Origin of the sequence: Thalassoglobus polymorphus (assembly GCF_007744255.1) — a bacterium.
In the GTDB taxonomy this organism is placed as follows: Bacteria; Planctomycetota; Planctomycetia; order Planctomycetales; family Planctomycetaceae; genus Thalassoglobus; species Thalassoglobus polymorphus.
In genome coordinates this window covers 398,544-420,178 of record NZ_CP036267.1, presented here as the reverse complement: position 1 = coordinate 420,178, position 21,635 = coordinate 398,544, and the positions used below count along the sequence as shown (strand labels likewise).

At 50.7% G+C, this 21,635-nt stretch carries 16 protein-coding genes and 1 CRISPR repeat array; of the genes, 11 read left to right on the top strand and 5 right to left on the bottom strand.

Features of this window, described 5'->3' with window-relative positions; translation table 11 throughout:
* Positions 1-48: 48 nt before the first annotated feature.
* The 3 genes from cas2 (at position 49) to Mal48_RS01635 (ending at position 5,762) form a co-directional block, all read left to right on the top strand.
* Positions 49-342 (top strand): CRISPR-associated endonuclease Cas2, encoded by a 294-nt coding sequence (gene cas2, locus Mal48_RS01645; RefSeq protein WP_145195482.1) that lies wholly within the window; start codon positions 49-51, stop codon positions 340-342.
* Between the two features lie 186 nt (positions 343-528).
* A CRISPR array of direct repeats spans positions 529-2,691; the repeat unit is 36 nt; unit sequence GTCCTCCGCTCTAAAAAAGAGCGGCCCCATTGAAGC.
* 509 nt (positions 2,692-3,200) lie between these two features.
* Positions 3,201-4,550: a sulfatase-like hydrolase/transferase gene (locus Mal48_RS01640; protein ID WP_197441962.1), complete on the top strand. Its 1,350-nt coding sequence runs from the start codon at positions 3,201-3,203 to the stop codon at positions 4,548-4,550.
* A gap of 168 nt (positions 4,551-4,718) precedes the next feature.
* Positions 4,719-5,762: a sialidase family protein gene (locus tag Mal48_RS01635; RefSeq protein WP_145195479.1), complete on the top strand. Its 1,044-nt coding sequence runs from the start codon at positions 4,719-4,721 to the stop codon at positions 5,760-5,762.
* Between the two features lie 62 nt (positions 5,763-5,824).
* Here the strand turns inward: Mal48_RS01635 and cimA are convergent, their stop codons facing one another.
* Positions 5,825-7,405, bottom strand: a complete 1,581-nt coding sequence (gene cimA, locus Mal48_RS01630) for a citramalate synthase (RefSeq protein WP_145195477.1) — start codon at positions 7,403-7,405, stop codon at positions 5,825-5,827.
* Positions 7,406-8,127: 722 nt separating this feature from the next.
* Between cimA and Mal48_RS01625 the strand changes: the two genes are divergently transcribed.
* From Mal48_RS01625 to Mal48_RS01610, 4 genes are all read left to right on the top strand, one after another.
* Positions 8,128-8,925, top strand: coding sequence for an HpcH/HpaI aldolase family protein (locus Mal48_RS01625; RefSeq protein WP_145195475.1), 798 nt, complete (start codon positions 8,128-8,130; stop codon positions 8,923-8,925).
* A gap of 514 nt (positions 8,926-9,439) precedes the next feature.
* Entirely contained in the window at positions 9,440-10,213 is a 774-nt protein-coding gene (locus Mal48_RS01620; RefSeq protein ID WP_145195473.1) for an MBL fold metallo-hydrolase, read from the top strand.
* A 33-nt stretch (positions 10,214-10,246) separates the two neighbouring features.
* Positions 10,247-10,756 carry a hypothetical protein gene (locus tag Mal48_RS01615; protein WP_145195471.1) on the top strand — a complete coding sequence of 170 codons (510 nt, stop codon included), beginning with the start codon at positions 10,247-10,249 and terminating at the stop codon, positions 10,754-10,756.
* A gap of 60 nt (positions 10,757-10,816) precedes the next feature.
* Positions 10,817-11,806 (top strand): bile acid:sodium symporter family protein, encoded by a 990-nt coding sequence (locus Mal48_RS01610; protein ID WP_145195469.1) that lies wholly within the window; start codon positions 10,817-10,819, stop codon positions 11,804-11,806.
* Positions 11,807-11,977: 171 nt separating this feature from the next.
* On the opposite strand, the gene Mal48_RS01605 is transcribed toward Mal48_RS01610, so the two are convergent.
* Both Mal48_RS01605 and Mal48_RS01600 read right to left on the bottom strand, forming a co-directional pair.
* The gene (locus Mal48_RS01605) at positions 11,978-12,436 is read right to left on the bottom strand and encodes a ferritin-like domain-containing protein (protein ID WP_145195467.1); all 459 of its coding nucleotides are present in this window, start codon (positions 12,434-12,436) and stop codon (positions 11,978-11,980) included.
* 306 nt (positions 12,437-12,742) lie between these two features.
* Positions 12,743-13,120: a hypothetical protein gene (locus Mal48_RS01600; RefSeq protein WP_145195465.1), complete on the bottom strand. Its 378-nt coding sequence runs from the start codon at positions 13,118-13,120 to the stop codon at positions 12,743-12,745.
* Between the two features lie 211 nt (positions 13,121-13,331).
* Here Mal48_RS01600 and Mal48_RS01595 point away from each other — a divergent pair, with 211 nt between their 5' ends.
* The 4 genes from Mal48_RS01595 to corA all read left to right on the top strand — a co-directional run bounded on the left by Mal48_RS01595 (position 13,332) and on the right by corA (position 19,327).
* A complete protein-coding gene (locus Mal48_RS01595) occupies positions 13,332-14,312 on the top strand; it encodes an ABC transporter permease subunit (RefSeq protein ID WP_197441960.1) in 981 nt (326 codons plus the stop codon).
* Positions 14,313-14,344: 32 nt separating this feature from the next.
* Positions 14,345-16,294, top strand: coding sequence for an ATP-binding cassette domain-containing protein (locus tag Mal48_RS01590; RefSeq protein WP_197441959.1), 1,950 nt, complete (start codon positions 14,345-14,347; stop codon positions 16,292-16,294).
* 223 nt (positions 16,295-16,517) lie between these two features.
* The gene (locus tag Mal48_RS01585) at positions 16,518-18,146 is read left to right on the top strand and encodes a M6 family metalloprotease domain-containing protein (protein WP_145195461.1); all 1,629 of its coding nucleotides are present in this window, start codon (positions 16,518-16,520) and stop codon (positions 18,144-18,146) included.
* A gap of 83 nt (positions 18,147-18,229) precedes the next feature.
* Positions 18,230-19,327: a magnesium/cobalt transporter CorA gene (corA, locus tag Mal48_RS01580; protein WP_197441958.1), complete on the top strand. Its 1,098-nt coding sequence runs from the start codon at positions 18,230-18,232 to the stop codon at positions 19,325-19,327.
* Positions 19,328-19,466: 139 nt separating this feature from the next.
* On the opposite strand, the gene Mal48_RS01575 is transcribed toward corA, so the two are convergent.
* Positions 19,467-20,483 carry an AAA family ATPase gene (locus tag Mal48_RS01575; RefSeq protein WP_145195457.1) on the bottom strand — a complete coding sequence of 339 codons (1,017 nt, stop codon included), beginning with the start codon at positions 20,481-20,483 and terminating at the stop codon, positions 19,467-19,469.
* 30 nt (positions 20,484-20,513) lie between these two features.
* Entirely contained in the window at positions 20,514-21,521 is a 1,008-nt protein-coding gene (gene argC / locus Mal48_RS01570) for an N-acetyl-gamma-glutamyl-phosphate reductase (protein ID WP_145195455.1), read from the bottom strand.
* Positions 21,522-21,635: the final 114 nt, after the last annotated feature.

Here is a 21,635-nt window from a genome sequence, read left to right as displayed (position 1 = left end):
GTCTTAGATCAGATCTGAATTACCAGACATCTCAGCGAGTCCGCAGCCATGAGAAGCGTTTACCTTGTTGCCTATGACATTAGTTGCCCCAAGCGATATCGGAAAATTTATCCGATCATGCGTGGCTATGGCGAAGCCCTTCAGTACTCGGTGTTTCGATCTGAACTGACCGACACAGAATTACACTCCCTGAAAGAATTACTCTGGCCGCTACTCAACCATGATGAGGACCGAGTCATGATTGTCGACCTCGGCCCGATTGAAGGTCGTGGAGACAATTGCGTTGAATTTTGGGGCGATCCGATAGTTACTCCGCACGAGAGATCTGCTACAATTATTTAGACTTTTTTAGACTCGAGGGCTCCGGTGGCCTGAAAACACCTCTTAGCCCTCGCAGCCGTAAGTCGTTCTTTGGCAACCAGTAAGAAACTTGAGCCTACGATAAGATGCCTTTAGAACCCCATTTTCACCGACCCCGCGAAATCGTCGTTGCAACTCGTTTCAGTTTAGCGACTTTGAACGCGGGCGGTCCTCCGCTCTAAAAAAGAGCGGCCCCATTGAAGCAATTCACCCATCGCAGGAGCCAGTGGAGGAATCGGCGTCCTCCGCTCTAAAAAAGAGCGGCCCCATTGAAGCACGCTTGGGTTTGGTCCTGCCCCCCAGAATCCATGCGTCCTCCGCTCTAAAAAAGAGCGGCCCCATTGAAGCCTGGAGCCGAGCACTACTCGCAACCTGCAAGTCTGTCGTCCTCCGCTCTAAAAAAGAGCGGCCCCATTGAAGCCGCTTTACCGTCCTCGATGGAATCGCAGGAATGCTCGTCCTCCGCTCTAAAAAAGAGCGGCCCCATTGAAGCCCACTTCTGTTCAGCGTTGGAAAGTTCGTCGTGCTGGTCGTCCTCCGCTCTAAAAAAGAGCGGCCCCATTGAAGCCGATGTCGTGCTTCGAGTATTTCACGACGCCCCGATCGGTCCTCCGCTCTAAAAAAGAGCGGCCCCATTGAAGCGATTTGTCCAGAAAGGGGGGTTATTTATAAAGAAAGTCCTCCGCTCTAAAAAAGAGCGGCCCCATTGAAGCCCGTTTCGTATGGTGGAATTGAGATTGCTGCAGTCAGCGAGTCCTCCGCTCTAAAAAAGAGCGGCCCCATTGAAGCCGTTTTAATACGTCGGTATGACATAGCTCACCAGTTCGGTCCTCCGCTCTAAAAAAGAGCGGCCCCATTGAAGCCTGATTGAGTTCAGAGTCTGTACTGTTGTGCAAACAACGTCCTCCGCTCTAAAAAAGAGCGGCCCCATTGAAGCTCGCATGGTCAACGAACATCGTATGGGCGCGAACCCAGTCCTCCGCTCTAAAAAAGAGCGGCCCCATTGAAGCTGCTCCGTACTTTTCTACCATAAAATTCGCGTAGTAGTCCTCCGCTCTAAAAAAGAGCGGCCCCATTGAAGCCACATCGTCACACATTTGTTTACTCCGTCTAGTTGGCTGTCCTCCGCTCTAAAAAAGAGCGGCCCCATTGAAGCTTGGGGGGATTCCCAACCTTTCCCGCAAGGTGTTTGCGTCGTCCTCCGCTCTAAAAAAGAGCGGCCCCATTGAAGCGCTGCTGTGTCTCAAGATGGGGGCGTAATCCGTCACGTCCTCCGCTCTAAAAAAGAGCGGCCCCATTGAAGCATTTCATTCCCTGAGACCATGCCGCCGTTTAGCATGTCCTCCGCTCTAAAAAAGAGCGGCCCCATTGAAGCGGGCTGGAGGCGGCGGTACATCGTTTGTGTTAGATTCGTCCTCCGCTCTAAAAAAGAGCGGCCCCATTGAAGCTATGTGGACAACCCTGTGATGAGGTACAACCTCAGAAGTCCTCCGCTCTAAAAAAGAGCGGCCCCATTGAAGCGACCTGCAGCAACGACAAGCGAACCAGCAGCCGCTGTTGTCCTCCGCTCTAAAAAAGAGCGGCCCCATTGAAGCCGAACTTCTTCAGTTTTCATTACTCCCACTCCTTTTCGTCCTCCGCTCTAAAAAAGAGCGGCCCCATTGAAGCTCCTCTGGGACTCCCTCGGGATCTCCCATTGTGGACCGTGTCCTCCGCTCTAAAAAAGAGCGGCCCCATTGAAGCGTATCGTTTTCCGGGCCAACTTCGCCAGGGTTCGTAAGTCCTCCGCTCTAAAAAAGAGCGGCCCCATTGAAGCTCAACAGGGCCGGTGCGGAAGCTTTGCCGCCGTATCGGTCCTCCGCTCTAAAAAAGAGCGGCCCCATTGAAGCAACGGATGTTGACTTCGATTTATTGATCAACGGAGTCAGGTCCTCCGCTCTAAAAAAGAGCGGCCCCATTGAAGCCTTTACCATACTTTGCAAAGAGGCGCAGGCTGCCGACGTGTCCTCCGCTCTAAAAAAGAGCGGCCCCATTGAAGCGATTTGAATTCGGCAAGTTCAGCCTCGGTTGGTTCTCGTCCTCCGCTCTAAAAAAGAGCGGCCCCATTGAAGCTGTAAACACTTCCAGAGGAGTCAGATGCTTCTCGGTAAGTCCTCCGCTCTAAAAAAGAGCGGCCCCATTGAAGCGAACTTGTTCACTGGATTTTAGGGGTTGCGGCTTTGCGTCCTCCGCTCTAAAAAAGAGCGGCCCCATTGAAGCCAGTAAGGGGTAAAATAAGGGGGTGACTTGTCAGATGTCCTCCGCTCTAAAAAAGAGCGGCCCCATTGAAGCGGGTATGACAGCAAAGGAAGCTATTGCGTAGCCGTGCAGCTTCTTTGTTCTCTTTCCCACGAATCCGCTCTCCGCCTTCATCGAAGAGAGCGACTCGTTTCCTGGTGCCTGGTTCCGTGTAGTACCACGTATCCGGCTGCTTCCAGTGCCACGCAGAACCATGATGCTGACGCCGCTGTTTTCCTTTCCTTGCCATGATTATTAAATACCTTTCGAGGTTGTCCCAGTAGCCGCTGAGAATTGAACTTTTGAGGAAAAGAAGTGAGAATGCGTACGGAACCGTTTTCGGTTCCTTGCCGCCAAGGGGCCGTAATACGGGTTGCCGCCCGTGGTCTCTTGGTTTTTTATTGCGCACTCCAATGAGTGGTGGAGCACGAATTCACGAATCGCGCAGCACGCGCATCGATTGATAGAAAGACGCCATGTTCCAATTCCTTACCACCACGCAGGTCGGTTGCCGCCGATCATTCCCACGCCATTTACTACACAGAATAACTACACTGGCATTTTTGCTAACCACTGCCACCATTCCACAACTCATTTACACGCCTCAGCTTCAAGCTGATGCAAAAACGCCAAACATCATTCTGATCATGGCGGACGATATGGGGTATGAGTGTGTCGGAGCGAATGGCGGGGAGACTTACAAAACTCCTCACCTCGACGAGCTTGCTGCCAGTGGGATGCGGTTTGAGAATTGTTTCAGTCAGCCGCTCTGCACCCCGTCTCGCGTGCAGATCATGACGGGAATTTACAATAGTCGAAATTACAAAGAGTTCGGTCTGCTTCCGGAAGGTTCGGTCACATTTGGAAACGTACTCCGCGACGGTGGCTACAACACCTGTATTGTTGGGAAATGGCAATTGAAAGGGGGATTCGAAGGGCCGAACAAATTCGGGTTTGATGAATACTGCCTGTGGCAACTGACCCGCCGAGGCAATCGATATCCCAACCCCGGACTCGAAGTGAATCATCATGAGAAGGATTATAGAAACGGAGAGTACGGACCGGACATCGTCAGCGACTACGCATGTGACTACATCAAACGCAAAGCGGATGATGACAAACCGTTCTTTGTCTACTACCCGATGATTCTGCCTCACTGGCCGTTCGAACCGACTCCTGACTCTGAAGAATGGGACCCGAAGGCCAGAGTGAACGATGACACGGAAAAAGGAGCGAACAAAAAATCGAAGAAGTTCTTTATCGACATGGTTCACTATGTCGACAAGATCGTCGGCAAAATCGTCAAGCAACTTGAAGACTCTGGGGTTCGTGACGAAACCTTAATTCTCTTCACGGGAGACAACGGAACATACGAATCGATCGTCTCGCAGTTTCAAGGTCGCGACTGGCGCGGCGGCAAACGCTACATGACCGACAATGGAACACGCACAACTCTCATCGCCAGTTGGCCCAAAGGGATCACAGCCGGGACCATCAATCGAGACCTGCTCGATTTCTCTGACATCCTTCCGACCCTCGCCGAGGCTGGTGCAGCTGACATTCCAAAGAACTTGAAACTGAGCGGACGAAGCTTCTATCCTCAACTCAAAGGAGAGAAAGGAACGCCCCGTGAATGGGTTTACTGCTGGTACTTCCGAAATGGAACACCGGTTGATGGCGGCCAGAAGCACGCAGCTGGTGAGTTCGCCAGAAATGAGCGATACAAACTCTACAAAACCGGACAGTTCTATGATGTCTCGACGGACTTCTATGAACAATCTCCACTTTCGATCGACAAGCTCAGCGACGAACAAGCCAGTATTCGCAAAAAGTTGCAACAGGTCATCAAAGAACAGACTCGCGAAAACTTTGACAAAAAGAAGAGGAAGAACAACAGCTCTGGCGAGAACTGATCCAAAAGTCTTCGCGTAGAGCGAGCGAAAGAAATCAACGACCGTCAAGCGAGACTGAGTCCTCGTCTGGCTCACACAGTGCCATGCCCCAAGCGATATGTTCCTCAACATTTCATTTTCCGAATTTCACCATCCGATCAATCCTCCTGACTACGGAATCTAATACGAATGCCATTACCTAAAACCTTCCGGACTGCGATTCAATGCTCACTGATCACGGTCGCTCTGCTTTGCGTTCAAACTGCTCAAGCAGAGGAACATCCATCAATCGAAGTGTCAGAATTCGTGTTTGAAGATGTCCCCTTTCCACAATGTCACGCTTCGACCATTATTGAAAAACCAACAGGCGGCTTGATGGCCGCCTGGTTTGGTGGGACTCGCGAAAAAGATAAAGACGTCGGCATCTGGGTTTCAGAAAAAGATTCCAGCGGCAACTGGTCTGCCCCCGTTGAAGTGGCGAACGGAATTCAACACGACGATCTTCGCTACCCCTGTTGGAACCCGGTTCTAGTGAATAACCATGACGAACCGGGAAAAATTTCCTTGTACTACAAATGCGGTCCCAGCCCGAGTGAATGGTGGGGAATGCTCATGACGCACGACGAAAAAGGCTGGTCCTTTCCGAGGCGTCTTCCCGAAGGAATCGACGGTCCGGTGAAGAACAAACCGCTTCGCCTTGAAGATGGGACTCTCCTTTGTGGTTCATCGACAGAATATGATGGCTGGCGCGTCCATTTCGAAGTCACAAAAGATGACGGAAAAACCTGGAAACGAATCGGACCGATCAACGACGGCAAAGAGTTCAACATCATTCAACCAAGTATCTTGCAGCACAAAGATGGCTCGCTGCAAATCCTCTGTCGATCAAGAGAAGGAAGCGTGGTTACCAGTTGGTCAAAAGACCAAGGACAAACCTGGTCCAAGCCAGAACGGACTTCACTCCCGAATCCAAACTCTGGAACTGATGCCGTTACGCTGCAAGATGGTCGGCAGCTTATTGTCTACAACGATACCCCCAAAGGGAGATCTCCGCTCAACGTGGCGATCAGTGAAGATGGCATTCACTGGGAGAACAAGGTCACTCTGGAATCCGAGAAAGGTGAGTACTCCTACCCCGCTGTGATTCAGGCGAAGAACGGCGACATCCACATCACCTACACCTGGAAGCGTCAACGCATTAAACACGTGGCACTCGATCCAGAGAAGCTGTAGAGAAGATCCCAAATGAAATTGAGTCCGCCGGACAGTTGAAGTGCCCGGCGGACTCAACGGGCTTACCCTTGTAGCTCACCGTCGTCTTTGAAGAGTTTGTACTCAATCGCATCAACAAGCGCGAGCCAGCTGGCCTCAATGATGTTCTCGCTAACGCCGATGGTACTCCAGACGTCCTGGTCGTCCTTGCTTTCGATGACGACGCGAACACTTGCGGCGGTTCCCTCAGCAGAGTTGATGACGCGGACTTTGTAGTCGACAAGTGTCATCTCTTCGAGACCGGGATAGTATGGAATCAACGCCTTACGCAAGGCTGTGTCCAAGGCATTGACAGGACCATCTCCTTCACCGACTTCGTGGCGAACTTCTCCTCCTCCAGCGATTTTCACTTTCACGGTCGCTTCGGTCAGTGGATTTTCCTGTCTGGCAGTCTCCACATTCACTCGATAGTGTATTCGCTGAAACTTTGGCTCGTAGGTTTTCGCCAGCTTCTTCACAAGCAAGTCAAAAGAAGCCTCAGCCGCTTCGAACTGATACCCCTGACTTTCCAACTCCTGCACTTGCTCCAGAATTGTCCCCATCAGTTCTTTATCGGAATCGAGTTTAAACTTGGTTGTTAAGGCAACGATGTTTGAGCGCCCAGAAAGTTCGCTGACGAGAATTCTTCGCTCGTTCCCAACGGTTTCCGGATTGATGTGCTCGTAGCTATGGGCAATGCGGTTGACTGCATGGACATGCATGCCCCCTTTGTGAGCAAAGGCACTGCGACCAACGAACGCCTGATTGACTCGGAAGTTCATGTTCGCCATCTCGTAGACATAGCGAGACAGTTCTGTCAGGTGCGTCAACCCGGCACCAGCGGTGAGGACTTCGTAGCCTTCTTTCTTCAGAGAAAGGTTCGCTGCCACGCTCACGAGATCGGCGTTTCCGCAGCGTTCTCCGATCCCGTTGATCGTTCCCTGAACCTGTTTCGCTCCCGCATCAACACCAGCGAGTGAGTTGGCAACAGCCACGTCACAATCATTGTGACAGTGGATGCCCAGAGGAATAGAGAGTTCTTTCTGGACTTGTGCCAGGATCTCAGCGATTTGCTCGGGCAGCGTTCCGCCATTCGTATCGCAACAGACAACCATATCTGCACCGGCTTCTTGAGCAGCCCGAACGGTACTGAGTGCGTACTCGGGATTGGCGATGAATCCATCAAAGAAGTGTTCGGCATCATAAAGGACTTCGCGGCCTTCTGATTTCAAATACGAGAGTGAATCCCGAATCATCGCGATGTTCTCTTCAAGGTCCACTCGCAAGACCTCGGTGACGTGCAAATCCGATGTTTTTCCAACGACAGTACAGACTGGTGCTTTTGAGGAAGTGAGGGCCTGCATCCCGGTATCGTCTTTGGCTTCGACGCCACGTCGGCGAGTCATCCCGAAGGCACACACTTTGGCATGCTTCAAACTCAAAGACTGAACCTGCTGAAAGTATTCGAAGTCTTTTTCGTTCGAAAGTGGGTATCCACCTTCAATATAATCGAAACCCATTTCGTCCAGCTTTTTAGTGATGAGCAGCTTATCCTGGAGGGAGAAATTCACTCCTTCACCTTGGCTGCCATCGCGAAGAGTTGTGTCATAAAGTTGAACGTACATGGGAATTCCGATGTTAAGTTTCGCTAACAGGATTGTTGAAATCGCTGTCATTCACTGGAACAATATGCATTGAAACAATGGTGACTCATGCGGTTATTGCTAGTTTTTGCTAAGAGTCAGTCAATGCGGCTTAAAAATCTCTCGGATGGTGTCGGTTTCAGACTGATCCTGAAACCTGTCTTCAGCCTTCCAATTTTCAGGAAACTGAACATCCCAAAGGTGGAAGGACCGTTTCGAGATAAAAAAAGCCCCTCAGACCATTTGACCTGAGGGGCTCATGTATTGCTTGCGATCTCCTCAGCTCAATCGTCACTCATAATTGGACCACCAATAATAATGGGCGCACCGATAACCAGTTCGTCGCGAAGAATCGCGGCAGAAAAATCGATGTATGAGACGTAATCTGAAGACATTGCTCTAAAATTTCTCGTTGAGATTTCACGAAGACTATGAGACTTTGACCACCCTCGTCAATGTTGACTCACTGAAAATGTGAATTTCCTCAGAGTTTCATGCTAGAACGAATCTAATATTCGTCTTAACAGTTCTGTCTCGTGGTATCAGCGTATCGATTTGTGAAAACGGACTTCGTGGACAAGAGAAGCATTGGAAATACTCCAGAAGTGCCGAATTCCTCAAACTCCCCATTGAGTGACAAATCGTGCTTGGGTTGTCAGAATGAGACAAGAAGTTTGAGACGCCCTGAAAAGGAATGAGAAGCAATGAAAAAGAATCCAGTAAAAGTGGCTCTAAGAGCCGGTGAGCCACAAGTTGGTACCTGGCTGAGCTTTGGTGATTTGACAGCAACTCGTTTACTGGCACGGGTCGGGTTCCCCTGGCTGACGATTGACCTCGAACACTCTCCAATTGACTGGAATCAAGCGGCGATGCTCATCGGTGCCATCGCAGATGCCGGTTGTGTTCCACTGGTACGTGTTCCCGAAGGTCGACACGATCATATCAAACGCGTCCTCGATGCCGGGGCTCATGGAATCATTGTCCCAATGGTGAATACTGTTGAACAGGCGAAGGCTGCCATCGCTGCCGCAAAGTATCCTCCACAAGGAAATCGCTCAGTCGGCGGAGCAACTCATGCTTTGAATTTCGACGCCACAGCCGGGGACTATTACAAATACGCCAACGATGAGATTCTGGTCGTTTTGCAAACCGAATCCCCAGAAGGTGTCGACAATGCTGAAGAGATTTACGCTCTGGAAGGGGTGGACGCAATCTTCGTTGGGCCGAATGATTTAAGAGCACAAATGAGAACACCGGACGGAACTGACCCGACTGTCGAAGAATTCGAAGCGATGCTCGCTCGAATTGTCGCAGCCGGAAAGAAAACCGGGACACCCGTCGGTTTACACGTCCAAACTATTGACGACGTGAATCAACGAGTCGCTGAAGGTTGGCAGTTCATCGCATTGGGTAGCGATTTGAAAATGCTGGTCACACAGGCACAAGAGTTGATTTCCGGTCTGAATCCAGAAGAAGAAGCGAGCGACCTCGCTCGATATTAACAGTCGTCCCCGCCGAAAACACTTGTTTTCAGCAGGACAGCAGGCCCGAGCGGGTGCCTGTCTGAATTCACAACTTAGAGATTTAAGACGAAGACTTTCCCAACGAAGGGAAGGGATCAACAACACATCGGACACAGCCTAGCTTACTGTTCAATCCGTGTTAGAGTGTCAGGCAGTTCCTGACGAAGCAGGTAAAGACAACAGAATCTGAATGCCTTTTCGAAGTAAAGGCGATCAGAACAGATCAGGCATTGCCTGATCGACTCGTCCGTTTATGTATGAGTGTCATCTCGACAAACGTGTTGCGTAGCGACAACGGTGCGGAGTACGCAGTTGGAGTATGACATTCATAGCTCGACAGAGCACTACTGATCCGTCGAGTTGAATTGTCGTGCGTTTTGAGCAAGCCGGCACGCTCGTTGGCCTGCAACTGACTCAAAGCCGAATGACATTTTGGAAGAGATGGACGACTACGACAACCACCATCAGCGACAGTAGTAGGAAATCACAAAGCATGTTAGCGCGGCGAGAACTGTTCCCAAACGTGATCGAGATGAATTATCAAGCCCGGAGGCAACTTGGATGTTGTGTCTATCTGGTGTTTGATCAAAACGAATGGGGGCTCATCGATATCGGCTACGAGGACACTTTCCACGACATCATCGAGATGATCCGGCAAATGGACTTCCCGCTTTCCCAGTGTAAATACCTTGTGGCAACACATGCCGACGTCGATCATGTCCAAGGCTTGAAACTGGCTAAAGATCTCATGCCGGATGCAAAAGTTCTTGCGCATCCGCAAGCGGCGAAGCTACTCTCCGAGGGCGATCGAATCATGACCTATGCAGAGATCACTGCGCAGGGAATCTCTATCGATTTGCCGACCGTTGAGACGGATCAGACAATCAATGAAGGGGATGTGCTGGAAATTGGAAACCTGAAACTCGACGTTTGGCACACACCCGGTCATGCCCCTGCTCAGCTGGCATTTCGCATGGGAAATCTTTTACTCTCGGGAGATAACATCTACCGTGATGGCTGTGTCGGGAACATTGACGCCCACCACGGGTCCGACATCCCGGCGTTCATCCGATCGTTAACACGCATCAAAGAGAGTGATGTCGAATGGTTGCTCCCCAGCCACGGACCGTCATTCAAGAAAGATAACAAGCAGTTGCAAGAGACAATCGATCGTCTTGAAAAGTATCAACACATGGCAGACTTCGGGACATGTGCCGTCGATTGGCCGTTGCTTGATGAATGGGACGAAGAACTGGCGCGGGGATAAGACTTTTCTCTCTCGTTATTCAGGAGAAGAACATTGAAGAATCCGACATTGATCATTGCAGCCATATTATGGCTGGCGAGCCCGCTGTTTGCTCAGGATGCGGAACCTGAAAAGAGACCGCCGGTCGAGCTCTCCGCAGCTGAGCAGGCATTCGTCGATCAACTTACAGACGCCACGCTTGTCGGACGATTCAGTATCCAGGGTCGAAAGAACATGACCCCGCAGGCGGAGCGATATGCGATCACCTCTGTGAAAAAAACAGGTGGCAACAACTGGATTGTTCAGGCTCGTATCACTTACGGAAAATATGATCTTCCCGTCCCTGTTCCAGTTCAAGTCGAATGGGCCGGCGACACACCTGTCCTTCAAGTGACAGACCTGAAGATCCCGCTGATGGGCGAAGGGTTCACCGCTCGAGTGATGTTCTACAAAGACCGTTATGCCGGAAGCTGGTATCACGGAAAAGTGGGCGGCCACATGTGGGGAGAGATCGAACACGAAAAAGCAGCCAAAGAAGCAGCTCCTGAAACGGTCGATCAATAACCCCCCAAGGTCACACTGCAGCTATCAACATCTCTCACCCTAACTCACTTCTTCTCATCAATGCTGCAGCGTTACCTTCTTTTTTGGCTCGTCTTGAGTTCGGTTGTTGCCGGGGTCTGGCCCAATGATGTTCCGGACCCTTTTCTGATCAGCAAAACATGGCTCGGTGGACTCGTCGCTGTCGTGATGTTTTGTGTCGGAACACTCCTCCCAAAAGACGAGGTTCTTAACGTCCTGAAGCGGTGGCCACTCGTAATCGGCGGGACGGCAATTCAATATGCAGCGATGCCATTTCTGGCATGGCTGATGGCAACAAAAGTCTTCGGCTTCACCGGAGACTTAATGATCGGCGTCATCCTCGTCGGTTGTGTCCCGGGGGCGATGGCTTCGAACGTGTTGACAATGGTCGCACGCGGAAACGTCAGTTACTCCGTCGGGCTGACAACATCCGCCACGCTGCTCTCTCCGTTGATCGTTCCGATTGCGATGAAGCTGACTCTCGGGAAAGCTGTCGACGCTGAACTTCTCACGAACACAGCGATTACACTCGTCAAACAAGTAGTGATCCCGGTCATTGCCGGGTTTACTCTTGCTCAAGTGAGTCAAACAGTAGCGAAGTACGCTTCGAAATTCTCAGGGACTGTCGCGAACTTCAGTATCCTCTGGATTATTGCAGTCGTTGTTGCGGTAAATCGTGACAACATCCAACAGTTGCCGCTCATGCTGATGTGGGCACTGCTGCTGATCAATCTCGGTGGTTACCTCTGTGGACAACTCGGAGGGCGCGTGCTCGGGATTGACTCAGGAATGCGTCGTGCTCTCATGCTCGAAATTGGCATGCAGAACGCCGGAATCGGTGCAAGCCTCGCCAAGACGCTGTTCCCTGATCAGCCTGAAATCGCCCTGCCCTGCGGTCTGTTCGCTTTTGGTTGCATGACCACCGGGACAATCTTTGCCGAGATCCTGAAACACTTCCCACCGCCAGAAACCAGTCAAAGTTCTGAGAAGCAAACGGCCTTAACAGCGACAGCGGAAGAGACCATCAAATAAAAAATCCCTGCCACCTTCTGAGTGGCAGAGATCATGAAACGCTTCTTCGAAAACTCGTAAAATGAAGTGCTTTCTCTCTCATCGAGAACTGCATCTTGGGTGGTCGTATATCTTCCCACGGTGATTCACCGGAAGCGATCTTGACACTGCAGACCTATTCGAAAAGATGCTTTAGCCTTCGTATTCTGCAAGATAGCCTTGGAATTCTCTGCGGTGCTGTTCTTCGTCGCCGAGTGCCTGGATACAAAGATCCTGTGTGACGTAATCAACTCCATCACATAGCTGAATCAATTTGTTGTATTGTGAGATCGCCCCGTTTTCGGCATCGATCACACCTTTAATGACAGAGACAACATCGGTGAGTTTCGCAGGGGGTTGCAGCGATTCTTGAGTTGCTTTGAACTCTTTGCTTCCCGGGACAATTCCGCTGAGCGTTTTGATACGTTGCGCGAGAGTCTGTGCGTGGGTGAGTTCTTCCTGAATGTCTGCATCAAGAGACTTCTTGATCTCTTCAGCCCGAACGCCATCCAAATTAATGGAATTGGAGAGGTAGTTCATGACCGTCTCCATTTCCATCCAGTAAGCGATCTTTAATTCGTCAATAATCTGTTTCATCTGATCTTCTGACATCACTGTACCTTTCCTTGAGTTTTCTAACTTCACTACGTGGTGCAAAATTCATTATAGGGCATTTTCAAAGCTTGTCGTGCCCATGAAGCTCACTTTCACCACTTCCGTTCATGACTTCATCGACTGCTCGCCACGAGGCAGAGCGTTCAGGCCAAAATTGGCTTACCCCCACAACAAATTTATGTCTCTTGTGTCTGTGAAGAGTGCATTTCGTACGATGAATCACTCATGTTCACAAAACAGGCTGCATTATAATAAAAATTACCTGAGCGGTTTTCGGTGTGCCTCAGTGTGTCTCACAGTGTCTCACTTCGCAGACTCGATGGTCGAAATTTCATCGATGGCAAACGGTCCCACAACTTCTCCTGCCTCCCCAATCAAGAAGAGTAGCCCACCTTCAGAACGTCCCGCATCAGGATAACCTTGCCCAATTCGACCATCCTGACAGGTCACGACCACTGGATTTGTTTCGTCAATCCCATGGAAGCCTTCCTGTGAGAGAACGGGAAACCGCTCCCAGGCCCATTTCCACAAAGTCATCTCAGGTGCTGGGCGACCGGCAAGGTCTTGCCATTCATGCTCAGCGAGTAGCAAATCTTTTCTTGAAGCGACTTTACACCACGGAGTGAGATTTTCGTCAATCCACTGCCGTCGCGATTGAACAAGATCCTGGAAACTTTTCATGAGAAAGGGATCGTAAGGGGAAGGAGGATTTTCAACGAATCTGCATCTGATGATCAAATCCATGCTGATCCGCTCCCTAAGACATTTGCTCAGGGTCGTGCCGCACGGTACATTGGTGGAACTGAAATTGCGGTGTTATTTGATATTCTTCTCTCCGCGTTTCTAATTCCTTATTTGACTTTATCTTCCTTCATTTCCAAGGTGCAAGCAAATGACTGAACTTCCTCTGCTTCTCGCACAAGCGGCAGAAGGAGCGATCACACCTCCGTATACCGTTTTGTTGATTGGGTGGATCGTTTTTCTTGTGGGTTTGATCGTATTTAACTTCTCGTCGCGAGCCGGAACGATTGCTCGAGCGACAACGAAAGAGGCCCTGCGCCAACCGATTTTCTTCCTCATGACCGGGGCAGCGATTCTGGTCATGGTCGCCAACTACTATATTCCCTTCTTCTCCATGGGGGAAGACACAAAGATGTACATCGACTGCGGCTTGGCGATGACTCTGATTTGTGCCTTGTCCCTCTCTGTCTGGACGGCAAGTACCAGTGTTGCAGAGGAAATTGAAGGCAAAACAGCAATGACATTGCTGTCCAAACCGATCAACAGACGACAATTCGTGCTGGGGAAATACGTCGGGATCCTGCAGTCAGCAGTGATCATGCTGGTGGTTCTAGGGACTCTCTTCTTTTTCTTCACCTACTTCAAATTTGGCTATGACCAAACAGAATCGGGAAAAGGCGGAGCTGACATCTTTTTCTATCGCAGCGTAGGATGGCTTCCATTCCAGATCCCCTACCTCACCCAGGAACGATTCAACGTTGCACGCACCATCCTCCCGGGACTCACATTGATTGCGATGGAAGTCTGTGTTCTCACTGCAGTCAGCGTAGCTATTTCAACTCGCATGCCAATGCTCGTCAACATCAGCACTTGCTTCTCGCTCTTTGTGATCGGCCACTTGTCGCCGATTCTTGTGCAAGCGAAAGACCAGAACGTGTTTGTGAAATTTTTCGCACAAGCTCTGGCAACGATCCTCCCATCCCTGGAGCACTTCAATATGTCTGCGGCGATTTCGACAGGAAAGGTCATCCCGATGGATTACATCGGATTCGCGGCGATGTACTGCCTGGCGTATGTCATTGCGATGATTATGCTGGCATTTCTGATGTTCGAGGATCGAGACTTGGCGTAAATCCCCAATGATGGCGGTAACACATGAGCGGAGTGTCGAGACCACTGCAGCGATTAATTCCCAAACGCACTTCGACCGAGCATCACGGGCGAGGGCTGATTGTCTGGGTGTTCATTTTTGTTATGGGAGTTTTGTCGAGCCTTCTGCTCACAACGCTTTTCATTGACTTGCTTGTCACGAAAGGACAGTTGTCAGCAGAAGAACTCGCCAAGGGTCAAAAAGAGTTTGATGTCGACCTCAGCTCAATGGGAAGCGACATCGGATTGTGGGCACAGGCCGTTCGCTTCGACGACCTTCTCGGTTGGTCATGGATTCCGTGGGTCTGCCACTCAATCCCACTCGTGCAATCGAGTCAGGGGGCGATGTCTCTACTCGTAGGACTGGGGCTGGTCCTCGCTGTCGTGTTGATGTTTGCGAGATCAAAATCGCGCAATCATTCGCTGGAATCGGCTCGGGAGATTACGACACGCCTCCGCAAATCGATTCATCGACAAACATTACGGCTTGGCCCAAGTGATTTAACTGGTCAGCGATACCACACAGCCTTCAAACTCTTCACCGATACAGTTGACGAAATTCGCGAGTCGATCACTCAATATCGCTGGCGAATGATGCGCGGAGCGACTCTCCTCCCGGCGATGATCCTGGCGATTCTGGCCATCGACTGGCGTTTGGCTCTCCAATGTCTCCTCCCAACCGCAGCCTGCTGGTGGGTATATCGTTACGAGCGACAGCGTGGAGCCGCCCGCCGCTTGCTTGCAGAATCTCATGCAGAGACTGAAGCGAGATTTCTCGCAGATGGCTTGAAGCAAACCCGTCTCGTTCGCGGATACAACATGGAAGCGTTCGAAGAAGCTCTCTTCGAAAATCACTTGGGCCGATTCACAACGGAAGATCGATCAGGGCGGAAATTTGAACAAAACGCCTTACGCTTGGCGCGATTTGTTGTCGCGGCCTCGATTTCGGTTGTCTTGCTGTTAATCGGTCTCAAAATACTTTCGCAGACAGAGCCCTTGCCGCTGGCGAGTGGAGTGGCGATTGCGATTGCCTTGGGAATTATTGTGCGGGAATCGGCCTCCATAGAACGTGTTTTTGGAGAACGACGAAGCCTGGACATGGCTGCCGACCGGATCTATCGGTACCTGGATGAGATCCCCGAAGTGGGGCAAGCAGTTGGAGCAAAGTTTATCCAACCCGCCTCGAAATCGATCGTTCTCGAAACGGTCCACTATCACAATCGCGGACATGAAATTCTTCGCGGAATCGACTTAAGGATCGAAGCGAACACTCAAGTCTCGCTCGTCTCTTTGGACCCTCTTCTGCCCAAAGCTGTTGCGTATTTACTTCCCAGATTTATTGAACCATCCAAAGGGCGAGTCCTTTTCGATGGGGAAGATATCGCTTGGGGAACGCTGGAGTCGATTCATGCCGAAACTCTTTACGTAGGGGGAGATGATCCCGTCCTTTCTGGGACAGTCCTCGAAAATCTGATCTGCGGCGACTCGCGAATTTCGATGCAAGATGCCATCGAAGCGGCGAAGACTGTGCATATCAATAAGTTCATTTCGAGCCTTTCGCTTGGTTACGAAACGGTGCTCGGAGAACATGGCACATCAATAGGAGTTGGCGAAGCGTTTCAACTCGGTCTTGCGCGTGCCATCCTGCGTGACCCAGCTGTTCTCATCATTCAGGAACCGGAAGCTGTCCTCGAAGACGATCTCCGCGATGCCATTGATGATGCCTATCAGCGAATCACACAGGACCGAACCGTCATCTTCCTGCCAAGCCGCCTCTCAACGATTCGGCGATGCGATCAAGTCGTACTACTCCATGACGGAAAAGTTGAAGGAATTGGGGCTCATAGCGAGTTACGTAAAGCCTCTGAGATCTACCGCCACTGGGACTACATCACATTCAATTCTTTCAGCCGTGAATCACGACGCCTCAACTCTCAAGCAGCCAAGCCACGACTCAAAACATAACGCAATCAATTCGTAACAGTCACCGAGCCCGATCAAAAATTTGGGAAACCTCCGAACTCGTCATCACGAATTGGTGGCGTTGGTAGTGAACGCACCACCGCGCTGACTGTTCTGGCTCACTCAATAAAACTGTATCAGTGATTATCGATTCAGTGAAGAACTGCGACGTCTGGAGTCCCCTTTACGTTACGAAACCGGCGCTATCCAATGAGGGCCAAACCCAATGTTTCTACGATCTTTCAAGCTCTACATACTCTTCACAATTCTGATTTGTACTTCGCGAGCCGGGTTCTCTGCACCGGCATCCGAAGCGTTTCGCCCCCACAAGCAACCCGACAAAACTGAGATCCTTTTACGTTTACGGGGGGATGAATGGTTCAACTGGCTGGAGACGAAATCTGGGCATACTGTCGTTCACCGTGAAGATGGAGCTTACGTTTACGCTGCCGATGCAGTGGACGGAAAGTTGATCGAATCGAAACTCCTCGTTGGTCAATCGGACCCTAAAGATGCGAACATCAAGCCTGGAATTCTTCCGAATTTCGAAGAGATCAGTCGCATCAAAAAGAATCCAGATGACGGCCGAATGATGATTCCGAAAAAGATCGGAAGTTTCCAGAACCTCGTTGTCCTCGCCCGTTTTTCAGATCATCACAACAGGCAACTCCCGACTCAACAGGCCATGGACCACATCTTCAACGCTGTCGGAGGAGATCCACAACATGCCCCGACTGGAAGCGTCCGCGATGTCTACTCCGAAAACTCTTATGGCATGAGTGAACCGGTCTCGACGGTTTCCACCTGGGCTGATTTACCAAAGCCTGAGCTCTATTACTCCGAAGGGCTGTGGGGGCGGGGACCGAAAAACCTCGTACTTGAGGCCGTTCGAGATTCGTTAAATCTTGTCGATCATCAAATCGACTTCTCCAAACTCGATTCCAACGGAGACAATTTCGCGGATTGCGTCACCTTCACCCATTCCGGGTATGGCTCAGAAGCCAATGGAATCGACCCCACAGGAGCCCCGCCGAGAAATCGAATTTGGTCACGCTTTGATGCTCTCGATCCTCCCTGGGTTTCTGACGAAGGAGTGAAAGTCTCCCGGATCGCAATTTGCCCGAGCCTCTTTGGCCACACAGGGACCACACCAACGCGGATTGGAATTCTGGCTCATGAGATCGGTCATGTGATGGGTCTTCCTGATCTGTACGATAACATGCCCAATGGGATCGGCGAACGCGTTGGGCATGGAATCGGTTCGTGGGGCATCATGGGAAACTGTTGGGGATTCGACCAAACGCAACTTCATCCACCACATTTTTCTCCTTGGTGTAAAATCCAACTCGGCTGGGTGACTCCCAATGAAATTCACGCCACCAGCAAAAGGCAGCTAGAAGCGATCGAACAATCACCAGAGGTTTTCAAGCTCACACAAGGGTTTCAAAAGGGTGAATACCTGCTGATCGAGAATCGACAACCACTCGGGTTCGACCAGCGAATTCCTGTCGACAAAGATGGATGTGGAGGACTGGCGATCTGGCACATCGATGAGAACCAACCAGAGAACTTGAATCGAGCTGGCTTTCCCGGCCAAACGAGTTGGCCAACAAATGGACGGCATTATCGCATTGCAGTTCTTCAAGCCGACGGGAAATACAGCCTCGAAAAAGGAGAAGACAAGGGGAGCGGAGACGACCTTTATCGAGGAACGCTCACCTCGTTGATCACACCCGGAACAGTCCCTGGAACGATGAGCTATCATGGTGGAGTTCTCTCAGCGACTCCATACTCACTATTGAAGATCTCAGCCTCTGGAACCATTATGAACTTTGAGGTTCAAGTTGTTCCATAAAGTTGGTGTTCAAACTGATAGCGAGATCTCGCCACCGATGATGTTCTACAAGTGAGTTTTGAATTCTGTCATGGATGTGTTCAATGAATAAGCTGATCCGGAAAATTCGGATTCCAAACCCGAAGCGGGTTTTCCATCGTCGAACAACTCCCGCAACTGCCCCCGGGACAGTCACCTCGATCGAGGGAGAAACGGAAACATTTATTCGGCAGATCTACTTCGAAAAAGAAAAGATCACCGACGTTGAACTGGATTCTGCAAAGGACATCATGGATCCCACCGACAAACCCGGTGTTCTTTGGGTGGACATCATCGGTGTCGGGGATGGAGAGTTGGTAGAAGAAGTTGGGCGACAATTCGGCCTGCACCCGCTTGCTCTTGAGGATGTTGTCCATACTCACCAACGATCAAAATGTGATGACTATGGATCGCGCCTCTACTTCGTCGTCAAAATGTTGACGAACCATGAATCGCTCTCGAGCGAACAAGTCAGTCTGTTTCTGGGGCCGAACTTTGTCATTTCGTTCCAGGAAAAAAAAGGCGATTGCTTCGACCCGATCCGCGACCGCATCCGCAATCACTCGCGAATTCGGGGTCGCCGACCTGATTATCTTTTCTACGCACTGATCGACGCCATCATTGACGGGTATTTTCCACGCCTGGAAGATTTCGGAATGAAGCTCGAATTCATCGAAGAGCAAATCTTGAATCAGGAAGGAGAAATGGACCAGGTCTATCAAATCCGCAGAGACTTACTCCGCATTCGCAAGCATGCCTGGCAACATCGCGAAGCAGTTCAAACATTGATTCGACAAGACCATGAACTCGTCTCATCAGAAACGCAGGTTTACCTTCGCGATTGCTATGACCATACGATTCAGCTCATTGATGTCGCAGAATCGTTTCGAGACCAATGCACAAATCTTCGAGATTTACATCTTTCAGAAATGAGTGCCCGACAGAATGAAGTGATGAAAACGCTGACAATCTTCGCCACAATTTTCATGCCCATGAGTTTTGTCGCTGGCGTTTATGGAATGAATTTCGACCGGGGCGCTTCTGAATGGAATATGCCTGAGACGGAATGGTACTACGGTTACCCTTTCGCATTAATGGTGATGGGCTTCATCGGCTTTGGGCTACTCTGCTACTTTTGGCGAAAGGGTTGGCTAAAATCATAAGCCCAAACATTCCCGATTTTCGTTGGCGCCCGAGAAGTTCACTTTCATGACTTCATGGACTGTTCGCCGCGAAGCAGAACCTCTACACCAATTCGAAAGATGCTCTAGAATGGACACTCAAGACTTAATCGAAGCCCCCCTAGCCTGTTGGCGTCGCGATCGAGTCCATGATTTGAGTGATCACTTCCTCGACGGATGTCCCTTCGGCTTCTGCCTTGTAGTTCAGCAAGACGCGGTGACGCAGTACCGGGTGAGCAATGGACCGAATATCCTCAACGTTGACGTGTGATCGGCCGTTCAGCAGCGCCCGGGCCTTGGCTGCCAGAATGAGATATTGCGATGCTCTGGTTCCCGCTCCCCAGCTGACATACTTGTTCACAAAATCTGACGTGCCACACTGTCCCGGTCGAGAGGCCGCCGTAATTTTGACGGCATATTCAATCAACTCTTTAGCGACCGGAACGGTCCGGACCACTTGATGAAACGCCAGAACATCCTCACCTGTAAAGAGGGGCTCGATCGTTGCCGGGGTTCCGGTGGTTGTCCGCTCAACAACGGCAACTTCATCTTCGATTGGCAAATAATTGATCACGACGTTGAGCATGAACCGGTCGAGTTGCGCCTCTGGGAGTGGATAAGTTCCTTCCATCTCAATGGGGTTTTGCGTCGCCAGAACAAAGAACGGTTCCTCTAATGCGTAAGCAGCTCCCGCAGCGGTCACCTGGTGTTCCTGCATCGCTTCCAGCAGGGCTGCCTGTGTTTTGGGAGGTGTCCGATTGATTTCATCTGCCAGGATGACGTTGGCGAAAATCGGGCCTTTCACAAACTTGAGTTGCCGTTGTCCTTCCGCGTTCTCCTCAAGAATTTCCGTTCCCGTAATGTCTGCGGGCATTAAGTCGGGGGTGAACTGGATTCGCCGAAATTCAAGATGGAAGATCTTTGAAATGGAATTGACGAGCAATGTCTTCGCCAACCCGGGAGCACCTGTGATCAAACAGTGCCCCCCCGCAAAGAGAGTGATGAGCACCTGTTCAATGACCTCGTCCTGCCCGACGATGATCTTGCTCAACTCATTTCGAATTTGCTGTCGACTGGACCTGAGCTTCTCGACAATTTCCCGCTCCTGTTCGAACGCACTCTCTGTCGGTTCACTCATCGAACTTGATCCTGATTTGAATTGTCGAGATTACAACAGCGCGGTTGTTTCGTCGAAGTCGCACATCAAATTGAAATTCTGGACCGCAACACCAGCCGCGCCTTTTATCATGTTGTCGAGAACCGCCAAAATCATCAAGCGACCCTTCACAACTCGGGCAGTGATATCGCAATAATTGGTGTATGCGACGTCTTTCGTTTTGGGCAAGTGCGAGACCACTCTTACAAATGGGTTCCCGCTGTAGAATTCTCGCAGGGACTCGATGGCCTGCTTCTCCGTCAGCTCTGCCTTCGGTGTGGCGTAAATTGTGGCAAAGATTCCACGGTCCATGGGAACCAGATGGGGTGTAAACAGCACTTCAACATTCTCGCTGGAAACATCACTGAGGATCTGTTCAATTTCCGGCATGTGTCGATGTGTTCCGACTCCATATGCAGAGAAGCTCTCATTACATTCCGCGTACAACGTCCCGAGCTTTGGAGCTCTTCCAGCTCCGGAAACGCCACTCTTTGCGTCAATAATAATTGAAGAAGGCTCGATCAGTCCGCCACTGACGAATGGAGCAAGTGCCAGAATCGAGGTGCTGGTGTAACATCCCGGGTTTGCAATCAAGTCCTGCCCTTTGATGCGATCACGATACAGTTCCGGCAGTCCGTACACGGTGTTCCCAAGTCGAGTCGGGTCCGTGTGTACGTGCCCATACCATTTCTCATAGACACTCGGATCACTCAGGCGATAGTCCGCGGAAAGATCGACAACCTTTAAACCGGCAGAGAGCAGGCTCGGAATCGCATCCATGCTCGCCTTGTGTGGTAAGCAACAGAAAACCACATCTGCCAGTTCCGCGATTTCAGTGACCGAAGGATTGGTCATGTTAAAATCAAACATGCCTGACAGCGAAGTATGAACCGAAGAGACGGGACCTGATTCGGACCGGCTGGAGACAACCTTCACTTCTGCCTGAGGATGTCGATGCAGCAACCGCATCACTTCTAATGCCGTGTAACCTGTTCCTCCAATAATTGCGACTCGAACCACGAAACGACCTTTTGAATTTTGAATTGAGATTGAAATTTGATCCAAAACCTGAATCCGACCTCATCAATACTGAGGAAACACTCCACGGGAAAGGTTTCCGAAAGAAGTCGTCAT